Below are 21802 nucleotides of genomic sequence, written 5' to 3' on the forward strand. Positions count from 1 at the left end.
CGTCTCGGCCGTTCGGGGGGACGGGGGCGTGCGGCGGTGCGGCATCGGGGCACCTGCCGGGCGCTCACCCATATCGGGCTCCTGCCGCGCCGGCGGAGCACCGGGCGGGACTCGGCGCGCCACCTGACCCCGGAAGATGCTCTGTTCCACCACGAGATCGTTGGACCCGCCAATCAGAATCAGATGCTCCGCTTCGTCGCGGCGCACCAGAACGAGCTTGCGACGCTGGTCCACGGCAATCGCATCCAGCACCGCGAGACGTGGCGCGCGATGGCGACTGCCGATCCCGCTGCCACCGGCAAAAATGCGCTTGGCCAAGCCGACCAGCAGCAGGACCAGGAGGATGACCACCGCCGCTGCCAAAATCACCGAAACGATCGGCGCCAGATTCTCACCGACCACGCCGGCCAACCATTCACGCATTCACCATACCTCCGCGATGCCGGCGGTCCGTTCGTCGTTGACGTCTCGGGACCGCAATCGGTATTCGGTTCTTATGTCGCTGCCCGTCCTGATACAGGGTCAGGTCAGCTTCGGCCCATACTGCCGTGTCAGGATGACGTTCGGCAATGACGGGCGCAAATTCGACAGAATCTCGTGCGCTTCGCGCCGTTTGGTCGTAACCTTTCCAGCCCGTTATCGGAAGGGCCGATGCCGATGCATGGAGCATCCCCTGTGGAACAGACAGCGCCGGTTGCGCCAACTCCCCTTAGCGACAAGCCCTTGATCGATCGCCATCCTGATTCGACCGGGGTGCGGCGAATCCTGTTTCTGGCCGGGTTCCTCTTCGTCTTCGCGGCGACACTTGCCCTGTTCGGCCATGTCTATGGAGCGATCGCTCTTCTCGGTATTTTCGGTCTGCTGGCCATGGTCGGAATCGCCGCCGTCTTCGGTTTGGCGCTCGGACTGTTGCAATTCGGCTTCAAGCGGATGGATCAGGGAATCGCCAAGGCGTTTCTGGACGATCTACCGACCGGAACGCTCGTGACCGATCGGCGAGGGCGCGTGGTCTATGCGAATCGCGCTTATGGGGTTCGCACCGGGGCTCAGTCGGCCGGCGAGGTTCGCACGCTCGAACGCCTTCTTTCGCGAGAGCCCGAGGCATCCGAAGCGATCTATCGGCTCGCCAATCTGGCGCAGGAGGGCATGGTTGGTCAGGAGGAGTTCCGACTGACGCGTGAACTCGGCAGCCGGACCGCCGAAACCTCGCCGCGCTGGTACCGCGCCTCCGTGCGCCCGCTGACCGCCGAGAACGGCTCGCTTCAAGTCTGGCAGATCGCCGACATCACACCGGAGCGCGAGGAGCAGGAGAGCTTTTTCCGCGATCTCCAGCACGCCATCGACTATCTCGACCACGCGCCGGCGGGTTTCTTCGCCGCCGATGATTCGGGCCGTCTCGGCTATATCAACGCGACGCTCGCCGAATGGCTTCGGATCGATCTGGCATCGTTCAAGCCTTATGGGCCGTCGATCTTCGATTATCTGCGCGAGGAGGATGCGGCGCTGCTGCGCCGCACGAAGCATATCCGCGACGATAGCGGCATCTCATCGGTCGATCTCGACCTCGTCACGTCTTCGGGCCAGCGCTTGCCTGTCCGGCTTCTTCGCAATTTCGCCCCTGCCGGAGAGCGCCTGAAAGGCGTCACCCGCACGCTCGTTCTGAACCGAGTGGGTGCGGGCGAGCAGGAACAGGCCTTGCGCGCGGCCGAGGTACGATTCACGCGCTTCTTCAACTCGTCTCCGATGGCCATTGCGGCGCTCGACGCCAACGGTCGAATCGCGCGTGCCAACGGCGCGTTCGGTCGTCTATTTGGCGAGGGTGCCGCCATCGGCGCGCAGCCGATCATGGATTGTGTTCGCGACGAAAATCGCGAGGCGATCCGGCAAGCGCTGCAAGCCGCCGCGCGCGGGCAGGCGGACATTCCTCCGGTCGATGCCGAGCTTCTGAGCGAGCCCGTGCGCTCCACGCGCCTTTACGTTAGCGCAAATGCCGACATTCACGATGGAACCGGCGAAGTCGCCATCCTCTATGGCGTCGACATCACCCAGCAGCGCACGCTCGAAGACCAGTTCGCCAAGAGCCAGAAGATGCAGGCGATCGGCAATCTGGCCGGCGGCATTGCGCATGACTTCAACAACGTCCTGACGATCATCACGGCGTCGGTGGACTTCCTGCTCCTGAATCATCGCTCGGGCGATCCGTCCTTCCAGGATCTCCTGCTGATCAAGCAGAGCGCCAATCGCGCGGCATCGCTGGTCCGGCAGCTTCTGGCCTATTCACGCCGTCAGACCATGCGTCCCAAGATGCTGAATCTGACGGACGTCATCGCGGATATGCACCTTCTCCTGAAGCGCATCTCCGGCGACCTCGTCAAATTGGAGCGCCACCACGCGCGTGACCTCTGGCCTGTCATGGCCGATATCGGGCAGTTCGAGCAGGTCGTCACCAATCTCGTGCAGAACGCGCGCGACGCCATGGCGACGCAAGGAACGGTGACAATTTCGACGCGCAACGTTTCAGCCGCCGAAGTGCCGGGCTTCGGCTATGGCGAGTTGATCGAAGCCGATTACGTGCTGATGGAGGTTTCGGATACGGGCTCCGGCATGCCGGCCGATGTCGCGGAGCGGATCTTCGAACCCTTCTTCACGACCAAGGAAATCGGCAAGGGTACGGGCCTCGGCCTCTCCATGGTCTACGGAATCGTGAAGCAGTCCGGCGGCTTCATCTTCGTGGAGTCGCGACAGGGCGAAGGGACGGTGTTCCGCATCTTCCTGCCGCGTCACATTCCGGCGGAGATCGCCGCACCGCGGCCCGAACAGTCGGGCGTGCAGGCGGCAGGCGCCAAGATGGACCTGTCGGGCACTGCGTCCATCCTGCTCGTCGAGGACGAAGACAATGTTCGCGCCGGAAACGTGCGCGCTTTGAAGATGCGCGGATACGATGTCCACGAGGCGGCGAGCGGGCTGGAAGCGCTGGACGTGATGGAAGAGCTGGACGGCAAGGTCGATCTCGTCGTGTCCGACGTCGTGATGCCGGAAATGGACGGGCCGACGCTGCTGCGCGAGATGCGCAAGGTTCGGCCCGATCTCAAGTTCATCTTCGTCTCAGGCTATGCCGAGGACGCCTTCGCCAAGAATTTGCCGGAGGGAGAAAAATTCGGCTTCCTGCCGAAACCCTTCTCCCTCCGTGACTTGGCGGTCGCCGTTAAAGAGGCGCTCGAAGAGTGATCAGTGGGTCGGACGCTTGGCGAGGCCGACCGCGACGCGAGCGGCCAGCCGAGCATTCGAGCGGACGAGGTCGATATTGGTCGCCAGCGATTTGCCCTCGCTGAGTTCGAAAATCTTTTGAAGCAGGAATGGCGTCGTCGCCTTGCCGGTGACACCCTTCGCGTCGGCATCCGCCAATGCCGCATCGATCCAGCCGCCGATGGTCGCGCTGTCGATTTCCAGCTCTTCGGGCAGAGGGTTGGCGATCAACATGCCGCCATGGATATCGAGCCGTTCGCGAACGCGTTGGAATTCGGCGATCTCGTCGGCCGAATCCATCCGGATCGGCGTCGCGATGCCGGAGCGGCGCGACCAGAAGGCGGGCAATTCGTCCACGCCGTATCCGATGACCGGAACACCCTTCGTTTCAAGAACTTCGAAGGTCTTCTTGAGATCGAGGATCGCCTTGGCTCCTGCCGACACGACGATGACGCGCGTCTGAGACAACTCGTCAAGATCGGCCGAAATGTCGAAGCTGGTCTCGGCGCCCTTGTGCACGCCACCAATGCCGCCCGTCGCGAAGACTTCGATACCCGCCAAACGCGCGGCGATCATCGTGGCCGCGACCGTGGTCGAGCCCGTGCGACCGGCCGCCACAGCATAGGCAAGGTCGGCGCGCGAGAGTTTCAAAGCGCCCTTGGTCTGCGCCAATGTCTCGAGCTGCGCGTCGGTCAGGCCGACATGCAATTTGCCGTCGATCACGGCGATCGTTGCCGGTTCGGCGCCTTCCTCGCGAATGATGGCTTCTACCTCACGCGCCATATCGAGGTTCTTCGGCCAGGGCATGCCGTGGGTGATGATGGTCGATTCCAGCGCCACGACGGCGCGGCCGAATTGAAGGGCCTCGGCGACGGAAGGAGAAAGATGGATCATGTCGTTCATGCGGATCGGTCCTGGTGGACGGGGGTGGGAGAGGGAAGCGCGGCCGCCAGGGAGCGGCATTGCGGCAAGGACTGGGGGGGAAGTTCGTGCGCGATATGAAGCGCCGAGGCGCACATTCCAACGCGCGCGGCCTCGGTAAAGTTTGTGCCGGTCACTAATTCCAGAATGGTGATTGCCGCCAACGTATCGCCCGCACCTGTCACGTCGCGAATGGCGGGGACTTGCGGGGGCGACTGAAGCACGAGACCGTCTTCATCCAGAATAGCCGCCGCGCGCGGGCCGTCCGTCACGACCGCCCGTCGTAGGCCAAGCTCGCGTAACGCCTGCGCGAGATGCTCGACCGGGCTGTCCTTCGGTCGGCCTGCGAGCGAGGCGGCTTCGGCACGGGACAGGAACAACGCCGTCAACCGGGGCAGACATGGCCGCAGGCGCAAAACCTTGGACGGTGAAACCGCAATCGCGAAAATCGGCCCGTTCATCTTGTGCTCGGAGAGATAGGCCAACGTTTCGCTTGGTAAATTGGCATCCACGACGCAGGCCTGTGCCGCGTTCAGGCGATGCCGCAAATGGGCGCGTTTCAGCGCTCGGGGCGTCAGGAGATCGTAGATGTCCATATCTGCGACGGCCGCGCGCAACTCGCCGGTATCGTCCAGAATCGCGGTATAGCTGGCCGAGCGACGATCCAGCCAGGATAGTGCGCCATCTCCGATCCGCTCGGCTTCCAAGGCGATCTCGATGGACGCCGCGATCGAATCGCCGCCGCGGGCGCTCACGACATGCGGGGCGGCGCCTTGCCGGGCCATAGCACGAGCGACGTTGAAGCTCGCGCCACCGATGAATTCCCGGCACGAACCGGGGTTCGATGCCGCCGCTTGAAACGGCACGGATGACCGCGCCACGCGGTCGAGATGCGCCCCTCCGAACAGGACGACATCCAACCCGTCGATAGGGAGCTTCATGCCGCTTTCTCCGGGTGGATCATCGAGAACTCAAATGAGAACAAAAAGGGAATATCCCTTGAACGATGAGAACGAAAAGAGTACATACACGTCACAGCCAAGCGGATTGCACCCGGTTCGCCCACATGAAATAAGGTCTTGTTTTCATGGCCCAAAGCTCACTCCGTCTCGTTGAGGATACTTCGGTGGACAAGAACAAGGCGCTCGATGCAGCGCTTTCGCAGATCGAACGGGCCTTCGGCAAGGGCTCTATCATGCGTCTCGGGCAAACCGAGAAGCTCGACATCGAGACGGTTTCGACCGGATCCCTCGGCCTCGACATTGCGCTCGGGATCGGCGGCCTTCCGAAGGGACGCATTGTCGAAATCTATGGACCGGAATCCTCGGGCAAGACGACCCTGGCGCTGCACACTGTGGCCGAAGCGCAGAAGGCCGGTGGCATCTGCGCGTTCGTAGACGCCGAACATGCGCTCGATCCTGTCTATGCTCGCAAGCTCGGCGTCGATCTCGACAATCTCCTGATCTCGCAGCCCGACACCGGCGAGCAGGCGCTGGAAATCGTGGATACGCTGGTTCGCTCCGGCGCGATCGACGTGCTCGTGGTCGATTCGGTGGCCGCGCTCACGCCTCGCGCCGAAATCGAAGGCGAGATGGGCGACTCGTTGCCGGGCATGCAGGCGCGCCTGATGAGCCAGGCGCTACGCAAGCTGACGGGCTCGATCTCGCGCTCCAAGTGCATGGTCATCTTCATCAACCAGATCCGTATGAAGATCGGCGTGATGTTTGGCTCGCCCGAAACGACCACGGGCGGCAACGCCCTGAAGTTCTACGCCTCGGTTCGTCTCGACATTCGCCGGATCGGTTCCATCAAGGAGCGCGAAGAGGTGACGGGCAACCAGACGCGCGTGAAGGTGGTGAAGAACAAGCTGGCCCCGCCGTTCAAGCAGGTCGAGTTCGACATTATGTATGGCGAGGGCGTGTCCAAGATGGGCGAGCTCGTCGATCTGGGCGTCAAGTCCGGCATCGTCGAGAAGTCCGGCGCTTGGTTCTCGTATAATTCCCAGCGTCTCGGCCAAGGCCGCGAGAACGCCAAGGCGACCATGCGGGACAACCCGGCCTTGGCGGCGGAGGTCGAATCGGCGATCCGCCAGAACGCCGGCCTGATCGCGGAGAAGCTTCTGGACGCCGGCCCCTCCGAGGACGGCGACGACGACGGCGAAGCCTGATGAACAGAAAACGCCCGCCTCTCTGGCGGGCGTTTTCGTATGAGGGTGTCTCTTGGCTTCGCATGGTCGTTGCAAGCCCGACATAGACAGGGTTTTGCCTCGCCGCTAAAAGGCTTGCGCGGAGCGGTAACCATGCCCCGGCCGCGTTTTCCCAATTGAAGGTTTTTCCATGAGTGGCGTGAACGAGATCCGGTCGACCTTTCTTCAATATTTCGCGAAGAACGGGCATGAGCCGGTCGCCTCCTCGCCGCTCGTGCCACGCAACGACCCGACCCTGATGTTCACGAACGCCGGCATGGTGCAGTTCAAGAACGTCTTCACCGGGTTGGAGAAGCGCGATTACACGCGGGCGACCACCGCGCAGAAGGTGGTGCGCGCCGGCGGCAAGCACAACGATCTCGACAATGTCGGCTTCACCGCGCGGCATCACACGTTCTTCGAGATGCTCGGCAATTTCTCCTTCGGCGACTATTTCAAGGAAGAGGCGATCAGCCTCGCCTGGAACCTCGTCACCAAGGAATTCGCGCTCGACAAGAGCCGTCTGCTCGTCACCGTCTATTCCGAGGACGAAGAAGCCGCGCGGCTCTGGAAGAGCATCGCCGGTTTCTCCGACGACAAGATCATCCGCATCCCGACCTCGGACAATTTCTGGACCATGGGCGAGACGGGCCCTTGCGGTCCGTGCTCCGAAATCTTCTATGATCAAGGCGAGTCGGTCTGGGGCGGCCCTCCGGGTTCGGCCGAGGAAGATGGCGACCGGTTCCTGGAATTCTGGAACCTCGTCTTCATGCAGTTCGAGCAGGTTTCGCCGGGTGAGCGCGTGGCACTCCCGCGCCCCTCGATCGATACGGGCATGGGGCTGGAGCGTATCGCCGCGATCCTGCAAGGCGTGACCTCGAACTACGAGATCGATCTGTTCCGCCGCCTGATCGCCGCCGTCGAGGAGGCGATCGGATCGCGGGCCGAGGGCGATGCCCTGGCCAGCCACCGCGTCATCGCGGATCATCTGCGCGCGACGGCCTTCCTGATCGCGGACGGTGTGCTGCCCTCCAATGAAGGGCGCGGCTATGTTCTTCGCCGCATCATGCGGCGCGCGATGCGTCACGCCAAGCTGCTCGGCGCGCGTGAGCCCGTTCTGTTCAAGCTTCTGCCGACGCTCGTGTCCGAAATGGGCCGCGCCTATCCTGAGCTTGTGCGCGCGGAAGCACTGATCTCCGAGACGCTGAAGCTGGAAGAAAAGCGCTTCCTGACGACGCTGGATCGCGGCCTGATCCTCCTCAACGAGGCGTCGCAAGACCTCGCGCACGGGGACAGCCTCGATGGCGAAGTCGCCTTCAAGCTTTACGACACCTATGGCTTTCCGCTCGACCTGACGCAGGACGCGTTGCGCGCGCGCGGCGTCGGTGTCGATCTCTCCAGCTTCCAGTCGGCTATGGAACGTCAGAAGGCCGAAGCCCGCGCGAGCTGGGTCGGCTCCGGCGAGGCGGCGGCCGAAACGGTCTGGTTCGCCATTCGCGAGCGCGAAGGCGCGACGGAGTTTCTCGGCTACGACACGGAAGCGGCCGAAGCTGAAGTTCGCGCCATCGTGCGCGATGGCGCCGAGGTGGCGGAAGCGAAGGCCGGCGATGCGGCGGCCGTGGTGCTCAACCAGACGCCTTTCTATGGGGAGTCGGGCGGCCAGGTCGGCGATACCGGCGTGCTCAAAGGCGAGGGCGTGCGCTTCGAAGTGGAGGACACGCAGAAGGTCGCCAATGGCTTGTTCATCCATCGTGGCAAGGTCACGGAAGGGACGCTGAAGCGCGGCGCGGCTCTGGAGCTCGTGGTGGACCACGCTCGCCGCTCCAAGATCCGATCCAACCATTCCGCGACCCATCTTCTGCACGAGGGTCTGCGCGAAGTTCTGGGAACGCATGTGGCTCAGAAGGGCTCGCAGGTCTCGCCCGATCGCCTGCGCTTCGACTTCTCGCATCCCAAGCCGCTGGACGCCTCCGAGCTGGCGCGTGTCGAGGAACTCGCCAATGCGGTCATTCTTCAGAACACATCCGTCGAAACCCGACTGATGGCCGTGGACGACGCGATCGCGCTCGGAGCCATGGCGCTGTTCGGCGAGAAGTATGGCGACGAGGTTCGTGTCGTTTCCATGGGCGAGCCCAAGGGTGAGAAGGCGGCCTATTCGATCGAGCTTTGCGGCGGAACGCATGTCCGCTCCACCGGCGACATCGGTCTGGTCCATGTTCTGTCGGAGAGTGCTGTCGGCGCGGGCGTTCGCCGTGTCGAGGCTCTGACGGGCGCGGCTGCGCGTGATTATCTTTTGGAGCAGGATGCGCGCGTGAAGCGGATTGCCGCGACGCTGAAGGCTGCTCCGAGCGAGATCGTGGATCGTGTCGAGGCTCTGGCGGAGGATCGCCGCCGCCTGGAGCGTGAGCTGACGGAAGCCAAGAAGAAGCTGGCCTTGGCCGGCGACGGGCAGAGCGCATCCTCGGCTCCCAAGGAGATCGGCGGCGTGTCGTTTGTGGGGCGCGTTCTGGACGGCGTGGCGGCGAAAGACCTCAAGGGTCTGGTGGACGAGGTTAAGGCTGGCCTCGGCTCCGGTATCGTGGCCTTCGTGGGCGTGGCCGACGGCAAAGCCAGCGTCGTGATCGGCGTCACCGAGGATCTGACCTCCCGCTTCAGTGCCGTGGATCTGGTCCGGGCCGCCTCGGAAGCGATCGGCGGCAAGGGCGGCGGCGGTCGCCCGGACATGGCTCAGGCAGGCGGGCCGGATGCGGATCGCGCTCAGGACGCCGTAGCCGCCGTGGAAGCGAAGCTCGCATCCTAAGACTATTTTGGCCTTCCCGTCATTCTCCGATGGAGCTTAAGGGCAGGCTGTGGCCGTAGTCGATGCTAACCCGGACAGCGCTCGTTTGGGGAGGAAACACAGGCTGATTTGATAAGGGGCGGCTTCATGGGCCGCCCCTTTCTTCATTCCGCCGCCGCCCGATCGCTGACCGATGGCCGCAAGAAGTGATTCCGCGTCACTTTGATCCGCAGGCTGGCTCAGGTCGCCGCCTGACTCCGCAGCGGGCAACCCGAGGGAAACCTAACTTTCTGTCCACCTCTTCCGAACTTCGTTGAAGGCGATCACGGCCGCGTTATCGTTCAGCTGGCGGATCATTCATTGGGAATGGGAGGTCAGAACGATGTCCGTTATCAGTTCAGCCATCAGCGACCTGAAATCCTTGAACGCGTCGCAACGTCATACCTTGCTCGCGTCCTATCTCGGTTGGACGCTCGATGCGTTCGACTTCTTCCTACTGGTCTTCGTCCTCAATGCGATCGCGCAGGAGTTTCGCGTGGGGCTCGAAGCGGTGTCCTACACGCTCTTTCTGACGCTCGCCGCCCGTCCCGTCGGGGCGCTGATTTTCGGCCTCGCGGCGGATCGCTTCGGGCGGCGACCGATCATGATGACCAATATTCTGATCTACTCCGTTCTGGCTTTCGCTTCGGCCTTTTCGCCGAGCCTCACCGTTCTCATCGTCTTGCGGACGCTCTACGGTGTCGCGATGGGCGGTGAGTGGGGAATCGGCTCGTCACTGGTGATGGAAAGCGTGCCTGAGCGTGCGCGCGGTGTCGTGTCGGGTATCCTTCAGGCGGGCTACCCATCGGGGTACCTGATCGCCTCGCTGGTTTATCTGATTGCCTTCCCGCTGGTCGGATGGCGCGGCCTGTTTATGATCGGCATCCTGCCCGCGCTGCTGATCCTCTACATCCGGCGGACGGTGAAGGAGTCCCCTGCGTTCGAGGGGCGGAGGGCCGCTCGTCCTATGTCTTTGACGCAGGCGTTGAAGGGAAATATCGGCCTGCTGATCTGGGCGGTTCTCTTGATGACGGCGTTCAACTTCTTCAGCCATGGCACGCAGGACGTTTATCCGACCTTCCTGGAGAAGCAGCTCGGCTACTCCAGCACCGTCACCGGAACGATCGCGATCATCTACAATATCGGAGCGATTCTCGGCGGCGTCTGTTTTGGCGCTTGGTCGCAAACGCTCGGCCGTCGGCGTGCCATCGTCGTGGCCGCTCTTCTGGCGATCCCGGCCGCAGGGCTTTGGACTTACGCTCCGAACGCGCCGCTGTTGGCCCTCGGAGCCTTCCTGGTTCAGTTCTGCGTGCAGGGGGCCTGGGGCGTCGTCCCGGCGCATCTCAACGAGATTTCACCACCGGATGTACGGGGCACTTTCCCTGGCACAGCCTATCAGATCGGCAATCTTCTGGCCTCGGGCAATGCGACGATCTAGATTTCGCTCGCCGAGCATTGGGGCGGGAATTATGCGCTTGCGCTTCTCTCGACCATTCTGGTCGTCGCGGTGGCCGTCGCACTTCTCGCCGGCTTCGGCGTCGAGCGGCGCACCGCAGATCTGACAGCCGGCGCGCAGGGCGCGCCGGCTGAATAGAGCTTGAGATCAGGCCGAGGCCATCGCCTTCTTGAGGTTCTCGTCGATCTTGTCGAGGAAGCCGGTCGTGGAGAGCCACGGCTGGTCCGGCCCGATGAGAAGGGCGAGATCCTTGGTCATGTGACCGGCCTCGACCGTGTCGATGCAGACCTTCTCGAGCGTGTCGGCAAAGCGCTTCAGCTCGGCATTGTCGTCGAGCTTGGCGCGGTGCGCCAGACCACGGGTCCAGGCGAAGATCGACGCGATCGAGTTGGTCGAGGTCTCCTGACCCTTCTGGTGCTGGCGGTAGTGGCGCGTCACGGTGCCGTGCGCGGCTTCCGCTTCCACCGTCTTGCCGTCCGGCGTCATCAGAACCGAGGTCATCAGGCCAAGCGAGCCGAAGCCCTGGGCCACGATGTCGGACTGCACGTCGCCGTCATAGTTCTTACAGGCCCAGACATAGCCGCCCGACCACTTGAGCGCCGAGGCGACCATGTCGTCGATCAGGCGGTGCTCATAGGTGAGCTTGCGGCTGTCGAACTCGGCTTTGAACTCGGCGTCGAACACCTCTTGGAAGATATCCTTGAAGCGGCCATCGTAGGCCTTCAGGATCGTGTTCTTGGTCGAGAGATAGACCGGATAGCCGCGCAGCAGGCCGTAATTGAACGAGGCGCGGGCGAACTCGCGGATCGAGTCGTCCAGATTGTACATGGCCATCGCGACGCCGGCGGAGGGCGCCTGATAGACCTCGTGCTCGATCACTTCGCCATCTTCGCCGACGAACTTGATCGAGAGCGTGCCCTTGCCGGGGAACTTGAAATCGGTCGCGCGGTACTGGTCGCCGAAGGCATGGCGGCCGACGATGATCGGCTGCGTCCAGCCTGGAACGAGGCGCGGCACGTTCTTCATGATGATCGGCTCGCGGAAGATCACGCCGCCGAGGATGTTGCGGATCGTGCCGTTGGGCGACTTCCACATCTTCTTGAGCTTGAACTCTTCGACGCGCTGCTCGTCCGGCGTGATCGTGGCGCACTTGACGCCGACGCCATGCTTCTTGATCGCGTTGGCGGAATCGACCGTGACCTGATCGTTGGTCGCGTCGCGGTTCTCGACCGAAAGGTCGTAATACTCGAGGTCGATGTCGAGATAGGGGTGGATCAGCTTGTCCTTGATCGCCTGCCAGATGATCCGGGTCATCTCGTCGCCGTCCAGCTCCACGACCGGATTTTGGACCTTGATCTTCGCCATATGCTGCTTTCCCCAGATGGCCCCGGCCAGGCGGCCGGAGTGGTGTTGGACAGAGGGCGGGAGTGCCCCCGGCGTGATGGGGCGGCTATAACACCGGCGTCGAGCCCCGCAAAGCCGTCCGCGAGGCTGACGAAGGCTTTGCGCGGGGCGCAAGCCGCGCTAATGGCAGGCAAAGCTAACGAATTGAACGAAAGGGTTCGCCTTGGCCGGCACGAACCGCACCGACGAGAACCTGACCGAGGGACCCGCGATCATTCTGGTGGAGCCTCAGCTCGGCGAGAATATCGGCATGGTGGCGCGGGCCATGGCGAATTTCGGTCTTGCGGACCTGCGGCTGGTCAATCCGCGCGATGGCTGGCCGAACGAGAGGGCGCGAGCGAGCGCCTCGCGCGCCGACCATGTGATCGACGCCGTGAAGCTGTTCGATACGGTCGAGGCGGCGGCGGCCGATCTCACTTATCTCTTGGCGACCACGGCCCGACCTCGCGACTCCGTCAAGACGGTGCGGGGGCCAGACAGCGCGGCAGGCGCGCTGCGGGCACGGATCGGGTCGGGCCAGAGGGCGGGCATTCTGTTCGGGCGCGAACGCTTCGGCCTTTCGAACGAGGAGGTTGATCTGGCCGACGAGATCGTGACCTTCCCGGTGAATCCGGCCTTTGCCTCGCTCAATATCGCGCAGGCCGTCCTGCTGATGAGCTACGAATGGATGAAGTCCGGGTTGGACGAGAACGCCGCGCCGCGTTTCTCAGCGCCCGAGATCGCCCCGGCTGAGAAGGACAATCTCTATCGCTTCTTCGATCATCTCGAAGGCTCGCTCGACGCTGCCGGCTATTTCTTTCCGCCGGCCAAGCGTGAGGTGATGGTACACAATCTTCGCATCATGCTGACGCGCGCGGGTTTCAGCGGACCCGAACTCAGCACGCTTCACGGCGTTCTGCGCTCGCTGGATCGCAAGGCGATGAAATCGGCCGGAGAGGGCGAATGAGCGACGGGCCGGTCCTCCTGTTCGATTCCGGGCTCGGCGGGCTGACGGTTCTACGCGAAGCGCGCGTGCTCATGCCCGAGCGCCGCTTTCTTTATGTCGCCGACAATGCGGCCTTTCCCTATGGCAATTGGGAAGAGGAGGCGCTGCGCGACCGGATTGTGACGCTGTTCGGGCGCTTGATCGAAGAGCACCGGCCTTCGATCTGCATGATCCCGTGCAATACGGCTTCGACCCTGGTGCTGGGAGACCTGCGGGCGGCCTATCCCGGCATGAGCTTCGTCGGCACCGTGCCGGCCATCAAGCCGGCAGCCGAGCGCACGCGCTCGGGGCTCGTCAGCGTGCTGGCAACGCCGGGTACGGTCAAGCGGCAATACACGCGGGATCTCATCACGCAATGGGCCTCGAAATGCGAGGTCCATCTGGTGGGCAGCGTTCACTTGGCCGCGCTGGCCGAAGATTACCTGCGCAACGGCTTTGTGGACGAGAATGCCGTTCAGACTGAGACCGCGCCATGCTTTATCGAGCGCGACGGGCGGCGGACGGACATCGTGGTTCTCGCCTGCACGCATTATCCGTTCCTGGCCAACCGAATGCGCAAGACGGCGCCTTGGCCGGTGGACTGGCTGGACCCTGCCGAGGCGATCGCGCGGCGTGCGCTTTCGCTTCTGCCGTCACAAAGCGGCGAGGCGCCGGACGGCCCCGACCGCGCGATCTTTACCGCAGGCGCGCCGGACGCGGCCACGCGCGCTCTCATTCGCGGGTTCGGCTTGCGGGCCTGAGCAGCTCGAGGCCGGATGTATTAGCTCTTTTGCAGCGTGACGTTCGACGTCGTGCGGTTCTGGCCGTCGACCCGGTCCGTCACAGTCAGCGTGAAGGCCCCGTTGCCGCTGTTGCGAATGGTCATGACGGCATTGCGATCGCCATGCACCGGCTGAGGATAGACGAGATCGAGGGTCAGCGTATCCCCGCGCAGGCGCCCGTTGCGCAACTGGGCCGGACCACGGCTCGACCCGGTATAGGTACCGGAAAAGCGGTCCGTCGACGGGTCGTAACGGAGATCGGCCCCGATCGCACGGCGCACTATAATGGCGGCCCGGCAGGTTCCGTCCATCCGCAAACGGTTGGCGCTGGCTGTTGCGCCCGTCAGGGAGCACGACACGCGGCGAGGGGAGGAATCCTGCTCGCGCTGCACCGTGCCACTGCCGGCAAAGCTCCCGTTGAACCGCTGGAAATAGCCTGCGTCGGCCTGAGCCGGAGACATGGCCACGACAAGGAGAAGCGCCGCGATCGGCCCAAAGGTGCCGGTCTTGATCATGATCTCTATCCTGTGTTCCGAGGCCGAAGGGGCCGGTCCAACGCTGTTGAAACGGGAACGAACGGGGTGGATGATCGTTCAACGGGTATTAAGGCACGAACGAGTTTTCCATGGAACTGATCAAGATCATCTTCGCCATCCTGCTTCCCCCGCTCGGGGTCTTCATGGAAGTTGGCCTCGGCAAACACTTCTGGATCAACATCATCTTGACGCTGCTCGGCTATATTCCCGGCATCGTCCACGCTGTCTGGGTGATCGCCCGTAAGTAAGCCACGTCATTGTCTTGACGGTTTATGACAGATCCATTATGGGGCTCGTATCAGCGGATCGAAAGGTCCGCTGTTTCTTTACGTGTCCCGTGGGTTGATCGCGTTTGTCGCGGCATCCCTGTCAGCTCGCCGCTGGGTGAGCAAAGGAGGGCGCGTTTCCTCGGCTGGCGGAATGGTCCGCTGGCTCTCCTTTTGGGAAATGCGATGTCTAAGCGCGAAGCGTCTAAGTACAAAATCGATCGCCGCATGGGCGAGAACATCTGGGGCCGTCCGAAGTCCCCGGTGAACCGCCGCCAGTACGGCCCGGGCCAGCATGGCCAGCGCCGCAAGGGCAAGATGTCTGACTTCGGCACGCAGCTGCGCGCCAAGCAGAAGCTCAAGGGCTACTACGGCGATCTGTCCGAGAAGCAGTTCCGCAAGATCTACGAAGAGGCCGCCCGTCGTCGTGGCGACACTTCTGAGAACCTGATCGGTCTGCTCGAGTCGCGCCTCGATGCGATCGTCTACCGTGCGAAGTTCGTTCCCACGATCTTCGCCGCTCGTCAGTTCGTGAACCATGGCCATGTCACCGTCAACGGCGTGCGTACGAACATCGGTTCGTACCGCTGCAAGCAGGGCGACGTGATCGAGGTTCGTCAGAAGTCGAAGCAGCTGACCGTGCTCATCGAAGCCACGCAGCTCGCCGAGCGTGACGTGCCGGACTACCTCGAAGTCGATCACAGCAAGATGGTCGCGACGCTGCAGCGCGTTCCGGGCCTGCACGACGTTCCGTATCCGGTCATCATGGAACCGAACCTCGTCGTCGAGTTCTACTCGCGCTGATCGGTCGTCCATCGACGCACCTTTTCGAAAGGCCGCCTTCGGGCGGCCTTTTGTTTTTCTGGCTTGGTTGTTACAGCCTGCCGTGAAGGAGCAAGCGACATGCTGGACGAGGTCAGGCCAAGCGAGGCGGGCGCGGGTGAGGCGGAGTTCGAACCGGGCGAAGGCGCGCATCCGCTGTTTCGCGACTCTCCCGATTCGGTCAGTTTCAAGAAGCTGCGCAAGCGGCTCCTGCGGCAGGTCCGCGAAACGCTTCAGACCTATGCAATGGTCCGGCCCGGTGCGCGCTGGCTGGTTGGTCTGTCCGGCGGCAAGGATTCCTACACGCTGCTGGCGCTGCTGGTCGATCTTCAATGGCGCGGGTTGCTGCCGGTCGATCTGCTGGCCTGCAATCTCGATCAGGGCCAACCGAACTTTCCCAAGCACATCCTGCCCGATTTCCTGACGCGCCATGGCGTCCCGCACCGGATCGAATATCGCGACACCTATTCGATCGTGAAGGAAAAGGTACCCGAGGGCGCCACGACCTGCGCGCTCTGTTCGCGCCTGCGGCGCGGCAACCTGTATCGGATCGCCCGCGAGGAGGGCTGCGAGGCGCTGGTTCTCGGGCATCACCTCGACGACAGTATCGAGACCTTCTTCCTCAACATGCTGCATGGCGGCAAGCTTTCGGCGATGCCCGCCAAGCTCCTGAACGACGAGGGTGATCTCACCGTTCTGCGGCCACTTATCCGCTCCTCGGAAGAGGATATCGCGCGCTTTGCCGAAGCGATGCGCTTCCCGATCATTCCCTGCGACCTTTGTGGGAGCCAGGAGGGTCTTCAACGCAGCGCGCTCAAGACCTTTCTCGCCGATCTCGATCGACGCTTTCCCGGTCGCAAGGAAACGATCGGGCGCTCGCTGTCGAGCGTGAAGCCGAGCCATCTGCTCGACCCCGCCTTGTTCGACTTCGCCAATCTGCATCCACAAAGGGACGAGACGCCGTGACCCTGCCTATCGACGAACTGGCCCAGATCCTGCGAAACGCCGCCAAGGCCGAAATCATGCCCCGCTTTCGCCGGCTGGGGGATGGAGACATCCGCGAGAAAACGTCGGCCGTCGATCTTGTGACCGAAGCCGACGAAGCCGCCGAACGCTTCATCAAGCGTGAGTGCGCTGCCCTGATGCCGAGCGCACTTTTTGTCGGTGAGGAAGGCGTGGCGGCCGATCCGGCCCTGCTGTCGCGGATCGCGGACGCCGATCTTTCCATCATCGTGGACCCGATCGACGGCACCGCGAATTTTGCGGCGGGCGCGCCTTTGTTCGGCGTCATGGCGGCGGTCGTCTCGAAAGGCGAGACGGTCGCGGGCTTGATCTACGATCCGCTGGGCGATGACTGGATGTTGGCCGAAAAGGGGTCGGGAGCCTATCTCGTGCGCACTGACGGCGAGCGGGTCCGGCTGCGGGCTGCGGCTCCTGCACCGGTGGCGGACATGATCGGCGTCGCATCGTCTTCCATGCTACCGAAGGATCAGCGCCGCGCGCTGCTGAATAGGCTCGCGGAAACCCGCATCCTCGCGAACTACCGCACCGCTGCGCATGAATATCGTCTCACGGCGTCCGGCGCGCTGCATTATCAGTTCTACGTCAAGCTCATGCCCTGGGACCATCTGGCCGGCTCGCTTCTCTTGGAGGAGGCCGGCGGCTACGTCCGAAAATGGGATGGCTCGCCTTACCGTCCAACCGACGTCAATGGCGGCCTTCTCACCGCGCCGGACGCGGAGAGCTGGCGGGAGTTGCGACAACTCATCGGCAGCGATATCGCTTGAAGGACAAGGCCGGTTCAGTGAACCGGCCTTTTTTCATTCTGCGGCGGCGTGAGAATGCGTGACGAGCGGATCCTCTCGGCTGGGCGCGCGATCTCTTGCGAAGAGCTTGCCGTTTTCCGCGATCAACGCGCAAAGAAGAGCCCCGATCGAAAGGACGACATAGCCGCTCAGGAGGGGAGTGAGCGTTCCGTCATAAAGGTAGCCGATCGTTGCCCCAAGCACGCCGCCGCCGAAGGTCTGCATGAAGCCCAAAACGGAGGAGGCTGTTCCTGCGACATGCCCCAAAGGCTCCATCGCTAAGGCATTGAAGTTCGTACCGATGAAACCGAACAGGCAAAGCGTCGCGATGATCCCGACCAGGAAGACCGGGAAAGGCGGCACGCCGCCCGACAGCAGCGCGATCGCCAGATGCAGGATGTTGAAGGCGAGGAACAGACAGAGCGCACCGTGCGACAGACGGCGCATTCCAAAGCGCACCACGAGGCGCGAGTTGGTGAAGGATGCGACCGCCATGAAGATCGCACCGGCCGAGAAGTAAAGCGTGAAAGCCGGCCCCAGCGCGTAGATCGTCCCATAGACCTGCTCGGCTTGGTTGATAAAGGCGAAGAGAACACCGAAGGTGAGGGCGGTCGAAAGCGTATAGGCAAAAGCCCGCCGGTTCGTCACGACCAGCTTGAAGGCGCCCGTCACGCGGCTCATCGTCAGCGGAATGCGATCTTCGGGATGCAGGGTCTCCGGCATTCGGAAATAGGTCCAGACCGCCACGAAAGCGCCGAACGCGGAGATGGCCAGAAAGATCTCGTGCCAATCGCCAAACAGAAGGATCAGCTGGCCGAGATTGGGGGCGATGACCGGGATGACCATGAAGATCATCATGACGAGCGACATGACGCTGGCCATGCGCGCGCCGCCGAAACAATCCCGGACAACCGACACCGCGATGACGCGGGTCGCCGCCGCGCCAATGCCTTGGATCGCGCGTAGGGCCAGCAGGATTCCGAAAGTCGGGGCAAACACGGCCGCGATCGAAGCCGCCACATAGATCGCCAGACCGAACAGAAGCACCGGACGCCTTCCATAGCGATCCGAGAGCGTGCCGTAGGCGATCTGCGCGATACCGAAGCCCATCACATAGGACGAGATGACGAACTGCGCCTGATTGGGATTGGCCAGTTCGAGGGATCGCGCGATGCCCGTGAGCGCCGGAATGAAGATGTCGATCGCGGCGGCGTTCAGCGCCATGATGCAGGCGATAAGGGTCACGAGTTCCCAATAGGGGATCCCGCGCGTTCGATCCGGCGCGTCCGACATAAGCTCAATCTTTCTTGATGCCGCTTTCGTCTACAGCCTCCCACGCCAAATGGAAAGGGTGACTGATTGGTGCGGGGCTCATGAGCGCGCACCCAGTCTGAAACGAAAAAAGCCCGCTTCGGTTCGAAGCGAGCCTTTATCAGCGGTAAAAAGAAGCGTGGCTTACTGCGCGGCCGCCGCGCCCTTGGCCTCGATGCCGCGTTCGCCGAAGAAGTCCTGCAACTCGCCCGCCTGGAACATCTCGCGCAGAATGTCGCAGCCGCCGACGAACTCGCCCTTGACGTAGACCTGCGGGATGGTCGGCCAGGAGCCGTATTCCTTGATACCGTTGCGCAGATCGTCCGACGACAGGACGTTGACGCCCTTATAGGGAACGCCGAGATAGTTCAGGATCTGAACGACTTGGCCGGAAAAACCGCACTGGGGAAAATCCGGAGTGCCCTTCATGAAGACGATCACGTCGTTCGTCTTCACCTCGTTGTCGATCCAATCGATGATGCCGCTCATGGCCGGGTCCGTTTTCTGGTTGGCCTTCGTCCGTGAGGCGAAGGAAGCAATCTGATCGCGACCGACGAGCGGGGCCGCGTCTGCGTTGTAGTTATGCTTTCGGCGCGCTGGTTTGAAGGGCGAGGGCGTGAAGCACACCGCCCATATTTCCCTGCAGGGCCTGATACACCATCTGATGCTGCTGCACGCGCGACTTGCCGCGAAAACTCTCCGCGACGACCTCGGCGGCGTAGTGATCCCCATCGCCCGCAAGATCGCGGATCGTGACCACGGCGTCCGGGATCGCTTCGCGGATCATGGACTCGATGTCGTGAGCGTTCATCGGCATGCCGTCGGTCTCCTCAAGGCTTTCAGGTCCGGTTCAAAGATAGAGGCTTCGCCCGGACCCGGCAACGCGTCTCAGGCGGCGCTGGCATCCACGGTGCCCGACATGAAGTTCGGGAACCAGCTTTCATGCGTGACGGTCAGGCGCTCGATCTCCAGCGACAGAGCACCGTTCACGACCAGCGCCGTTCCGCCCACCGTGCCGAGCTCGCGCAGCGGTATGCCCTGCGCTTCGGACTCAAGCGAGGCGGCATCCTTCGCAGCGACCGCCACGACGTACCGCGCCTGATCCTCGCCGAAGAGCGGGCCATGCAGCGCGCCGCCGCCGACATTCACCTTCGCGCCGCGTCCGGACGCCATGCACATTTCCGCCAGCGCGATGCCGAGGCCGCCGTCCGAGAGATCGTGGCAGGCCGTGACGCGGCCGGAGCGGATCAGCTTGCGCACGAAATCTCCGTGGCGCTTCTCCATCTCCAGATCCACCGGAGGCGGCGCGCCCTCTTCGCGTCCTTCGACTTCGCGCAGGTAAACCGAGCTGCCGAGATGCTGCCCGTCCTGTCCCACCAGGAACAAAACGTCGCCGTCGCGCATCCCGCCGATCGTCGCGGTAAACTGGCGATCCTCGATCAGACCGACGCCGCCGATCGTGGGCGTCGGCAGGATCGCGCGGCCTTGGGTTTCGTTGTAGAGCGAGACGTTGCCGGAGACGATCGGGAAATCGAGCGCGCGGCAGGCCGCGCCGATGCCTTCCACGGCCTTGACGAACTGGCCCATGATCTCAGGCTTTTCGGGATTGCCGAAATTGAGATTATCGGTCGCCGCTAAGGGCTCTGCGCCCACCGCCGTCAGGTTGCGCCAGCATTCGGCGACAGCCTGGGCGCCACCCTGCCAGGGATCGGCCTCGCAATAGCGCGGCGTCACGTCGGACGAAAAGGCGAGCGCCTTGGTCGGGTGCCCATCGACGCGCACGACGCCGGCGTCGCCGCCCGGCCGCTGAAGCGAATTGCCCTGGATCAGCGTGTCATATTGCTCGAAGACCCAGCGGCGCGAGGCGATGTCGGGCGAGCCGAGCACCTTCACGAGCGCCTGCGCATAGTCGCGGGGTTCAGGGATATCGGCGAGATGCACTACCTTGGCCGGCTTGGGCTCGGTCCACGGGCGATCATATTCCGGCGCTTCGTCGCCGAGTTCCTTGATCGGCAGATTGGCGACTTCGGTCCCGTCGAAGAGGATGCGGAAGCGAAGATCGTCGGTCGTCTTGCCGACCACCGCGAAGTCCAAGCCCCATTTGCGGAAGATCGCCTCGGCGACCTCCTGCTTGGAGGGCTCCAGAACCATGAGCATCCGCTCCTGGCTTTCCGACAGCATCATTTCGTAAGGCGTCATGCGCTCTTCGCGCACCGGCACCTTGTTGAGATCCAGTTCGATGCCGAGATCGCCCTTCGCGCCCATTTCGACGGCCGAGCAGGTGAGACCTGCCGCGCCCATGTCCTGAATGGCGATGACCGCGCCCGTCTGCATGAGTTCGAGGCAGGCTTCGAGCAGGCATTTCTCGGTGAAGGGGTCGCCGACCTGGACCGTCGGGCGCTTCTCTTCGATCTTCTCATCGAACTCGGCCGAGGCCATGGTCGCCCCGCCAACGCCGTCGCGCCCGGTCTTGGCACCGAGATAGACGACGGGCTGGCCGACGCCCTTCGCCTCCGACAGGAAGATCGCGTCGGCCTTCGCGAGACCGGCCGCGAAGGCGTTCACGAGGCAGTTGCCGTTATAGCGCGAGTGGAAGTTCACCTCGCCGCCGACGGTCGGCACGCCGAAGGAATTGCCATAGCCGCCGACGCCCGCGACGACACCGGCCACGAGATGGCGCGTCTTGGGATGGTCCGGCGCGCCGAAGCGGAGCGCGTTCATGGCTGCGATCGGACGCGCGCCCATGGTGAACACATCGCGCAGAATGCCGCCTACACCCGTCGCTGCGCCTTGATAAGGCTCGATATAGGAGGGGTGATTGTGCGACTCCATCTTGAAGACGACGCAGTCGCCATCTCCGATGTCCACGACGCCGGCGTTCTCACCCGGACCCTGAATGACGCGCGGCCCCTTGGTCGGCAGCGTGCGCAACCAGCGCTTGGAAGACTTGTACGAGCAATGCTCGTTCCACATCGCCGAGAAGATGCCGAGTTCGGTGATCGTCGGCTCGCGGCCGATCAGATCGAGAATACGCTGATATTCGTCCGGCTTCAGCCCGTGACTGGCGATGAGTTCGGGCGTGATGGCAATGTTGGTCATGAAGCCTCCGAACGAGAGGAGAGAAACGCGCTTGGCCGCTCTTCGCATTGGAAAAGCGCGATCACAAGCGGAAAGAGAGGGGTTTTCAACGGGCGTCCACCCAGTCGGACCGGGTACGACACGCGCCGACATCGGCAGCGGCCCGCAGAATCTGGACGTCGTCTTCGACCTGGCTCACAGCGCCGGA

At 63.1% G+C, this 21802-nt stretch carries 18 protein-coding genes and 1 pseudogene; 10 read left to right on the forward strand and 9 right to left on the reverse strand.

Going from position 1 to position 21802, the window contains the following annotated elements; all coding sequences use genetic code 11:
- On the reverse strand, positions 1-423 hold a 423-nt coding region (locus tag NS365_RS22030), incomplete at its 3' end, for a flagellar biosynthetic protein FliO (protein WP_082684783.1).
- A 234-nt stretch (positions 424-657) separates the two neighbouring features.
- Between NS365_RS22030 and cckA the strand changes: the two genes are divergently transcribed.
- Complete coding sequence (gene cckA / locus NS365_RS22035) at positions 658-3228, forward strand: cell cycle histidine kinase CckA (protein ID WP_058602461.1); 2571 nt, start codon at positions 658-660, stop codon at positions 3226-3228.
- Here the strand turns inward: cckA and NS365_RS22040 are convergent, their stop codons facing one another.
- Positions 3229-4149, reverse strand: a complete 921-nt coding sequence (locus tag NS365_RS22040) for a pseudouridine-5'-phosphate glycosidase (protein ID WP_058602447.1) — start codon at positions 4147-4149, stop codon at positions 3229-3231.
- Positions 4146-5108, reverse strand: a complete 963-nt coding sequence (locus NS365_RS22045; protein WP_058602448.1) for a carbohydrate kinase family protein — start codon at positions 5106-5108, stop codon at positions 4146-4148. The genes NS365_RS22040 and NS365_RS22045 overlap by 4 nt, the downstream gene beginning before the upstream one ends.
- 146 nt (positions 5109-5254) lie before the next feature.
- Here NS365_RS22045 and recA point away from each other — a divergent pair, with 146 nt between their 5' ends.
- The 3 genes and pseudogenes from recA to NS365_RS22060 all read left to right on the forward strand — a co-directional run bounded on the left by recA (position 5255) and on the right by NS365_RS22060 (position 10764).
- Positions 5255-6334: a recombinase RecA gene (recA, locus tag NS365_RS22050; RefSeq protein ID WP_058602449.1), complete on the forward strand. Its 1080-nt coding sequence runs from the start codon at positions 5255-5257 to the stop codon at positions 6332-6334.
- A 169-nt stretch (positions 6335-6503) separates the two neighbouring features.
- On the forward strand, positions 6504-9152 hold the full coding sequence (alaS, locus tag NS365_RS22055; RefSeq protein WP_058602450.1) for an alanine--tRNA ligase: 2649 nt from the start codon (positions 6504-6506) through the stop codon (positions 9150-9152).
- 361 nt (positions 9153-9513) lie between these two features.
- Positions 9514-10764 (forward strand): annotated as a pseudogene (locus NS365_RS22060) (MFS transporter).
- Between the two features lie 9 nt (positions 10765-10773).
- Here the strand turns inward: NS365_RS22060 and NS365_RS22065 are convergent.
- Complete coding sequence (locus NS365_RS22065; protein WP_058602451.1) at positions 10774-11991, reverse strand: NADP-dependent isocitrate dehydrogenase; 1218 nt, start codon at positions 11989-11991, stop codon at positions 10774-10776.
- A 202-nt stretch (positions 11992-12193) separates the two neighbouring features.
- Here NS365_RS22065 and NS365_RS22070 point away from each other — a divergent pair, with 202 nt between their 5' ends.
- Both NS365_RS22070 and murI read left to right on the forward strand, forming a co-directional pair.
- Positions 12194-12976 carry an RNA methyltransferase gene (locus tag NS365_RS22070; protein WP_058602452.1) on the forward strand — a complete coding sequence of 261 codons (783 nt, stop codon included), beginning with the start codon at positions 12194-12196 and terminating at the stop codon, positions 12974-12976.
- The gene (gene murI, locus NS365_RS22075; protein ID WP_058602453.1) at positions 12973-13755 is read left to right on the forward strand and encodes a glutamate racemase; all 783 of its coding nucleotides are present in this window, start codon (positions 12973-12975) and stop codon (positions 13753-13755) included. Before NS365_RS22070 ends, murI begins: the two co-directional genes overlap by 4 nt.
- Positions 13756-13775: 20 nt before the next feature.
- On the opposite strand, the gene NS365_RS22080 is transcribed toward murI, so the two are convergent.
- Positions 13776-14291, reverse strand: a complete 516-nt coding sequence (locus NS365_RS22080; protein ID WP_058602454.1) for a hypothetical protein — start codon at positions 14289-14291, stop codon at positions 13776-13778.
- Between the two features lie 110 nt (positions 14292-14401).
- Between NS365_RS22080 and NS365_RS23880 the strand changes: the two genes are divergently transcribed.
- The 4 genes from NS365_RS23880 to NS365_RS22095 all read left to right on the forward strand — a co-directional run bounded on the left by NS365_RS23880 (position 14402) and on the right by NS365_RS22095 (position 17187).
- Complete coding sequence (locus NS365_RS23880; protein WP_082684784.1) at positions 14402-14560, forward strand: YqaE/Pmp3 family membrane protein; 159 nt, start codon at positions 14402-14404, stop codon at positions 14558-14560.
- 204 nt (positions 14561-14764) lie between these two features.
- Entirely contained in the window at positions 14765-15382 is a 618-nt protein-coding gene (rpsD, locus tag NS365_RS22085; RefSeq protein ID WP_058602455.1) for a 30S ribosomal protein S4, read from the forward strand.
- Between the two features lie 99 nt (positions 15383-15481).
- Positions 15482-16366, forward strand: coding sequence for a tRNA 2-thiocytidine(32) synthetase TtcA (gene ttcA, locus NS365_RS22090; RefSeq protein ID WP_058602456.1), 885 nt, complete (start codon positions 15482-15484; stop codon positions 16364-16366).
- Complete coding sequence (locus NS365_RS22095) at positions 16363-17187, forward strand: inositol monophosphatase family protein (RefSeq protein WP_058602457.1); 825 nt, start codon at positions 16363-16365, stop codon at positions 17185-17187. The genes ttcA and NS365_RS22095 overlap by 4 nt, the downstream gene beginning before the upstream one ends.
- 33 nt (positions 17188-17220) lie before the next feature.
- On the opposite strand, the gene NS365_RS22100 is transcribed toward NS365_RS22095, so the two are convergent.
- The 4 genes from NS365_RS22100 to purL form a co-directional block, all read right to left on the reverse strand.
- Complete coding sequence (locus NS365_RS22100; RefSeq protein WP_058602458.1) at positions 17221-18498, reverse strand: multidrug effflux MFS transporter; 1278 nt, start codon at positions 18496-18498, stop codon at positions 17221-17223.
- 162 nt (positions 18499-18660) lie between these two features.
- Positions 18661-19005 carry a Grx4 family monothiol glutaredoxin gene (gene grxD / locus NS365_RS22105; RefSeq protein ID WP_058602459.1) on the reverse strand — a complete coding sequence of 115 codons (345 nt, stop codon included), beginning with the start codon at positions 19003-19005 and terminating at the stop codon, positions 18661-18663.
- Between the two features lie 91 nt (positions 19006-19096).
- Positions 19097-19333, reverse strand: a complete 237-nt coding sequence (locus tag NS365_RS22110) for a BolA/IbaG family iron-sulfur metabolism protein (RefSeq protein WP_058602460.1) — start codon at positions 19331-19333, stop codon at positions 19097-19099.
- Between the two features lie 71 nt (positions 19334-19404).
- Positions 19405-21615 (reverse strand): phosphoribosylformylglycinamidine synthase subunit PurL, encoded by a 2211-nt coding sequence (gene purL, locus NS365_RS22115; RefSeq protein ID WP_058602462.1) that lies wholly within the window; start codon positions 21613-21615, stop codon positions 19405-19407.
- Positions 21616-21802 lie beyond the last annotated feature (187 nt).

Origin of the sequence: Aureimonas ureilytica (assembly GCF_001475935.1) — a bacterium.
In the GTDB taxonomy this organism is placed as follows: domain Bacteria; phylum Pseudomonadota; class Alphaproteobacteria; order Rhizobiales; family Rhizobiaceae; genus Aureimonas; species Aureimonas ureilytica_A.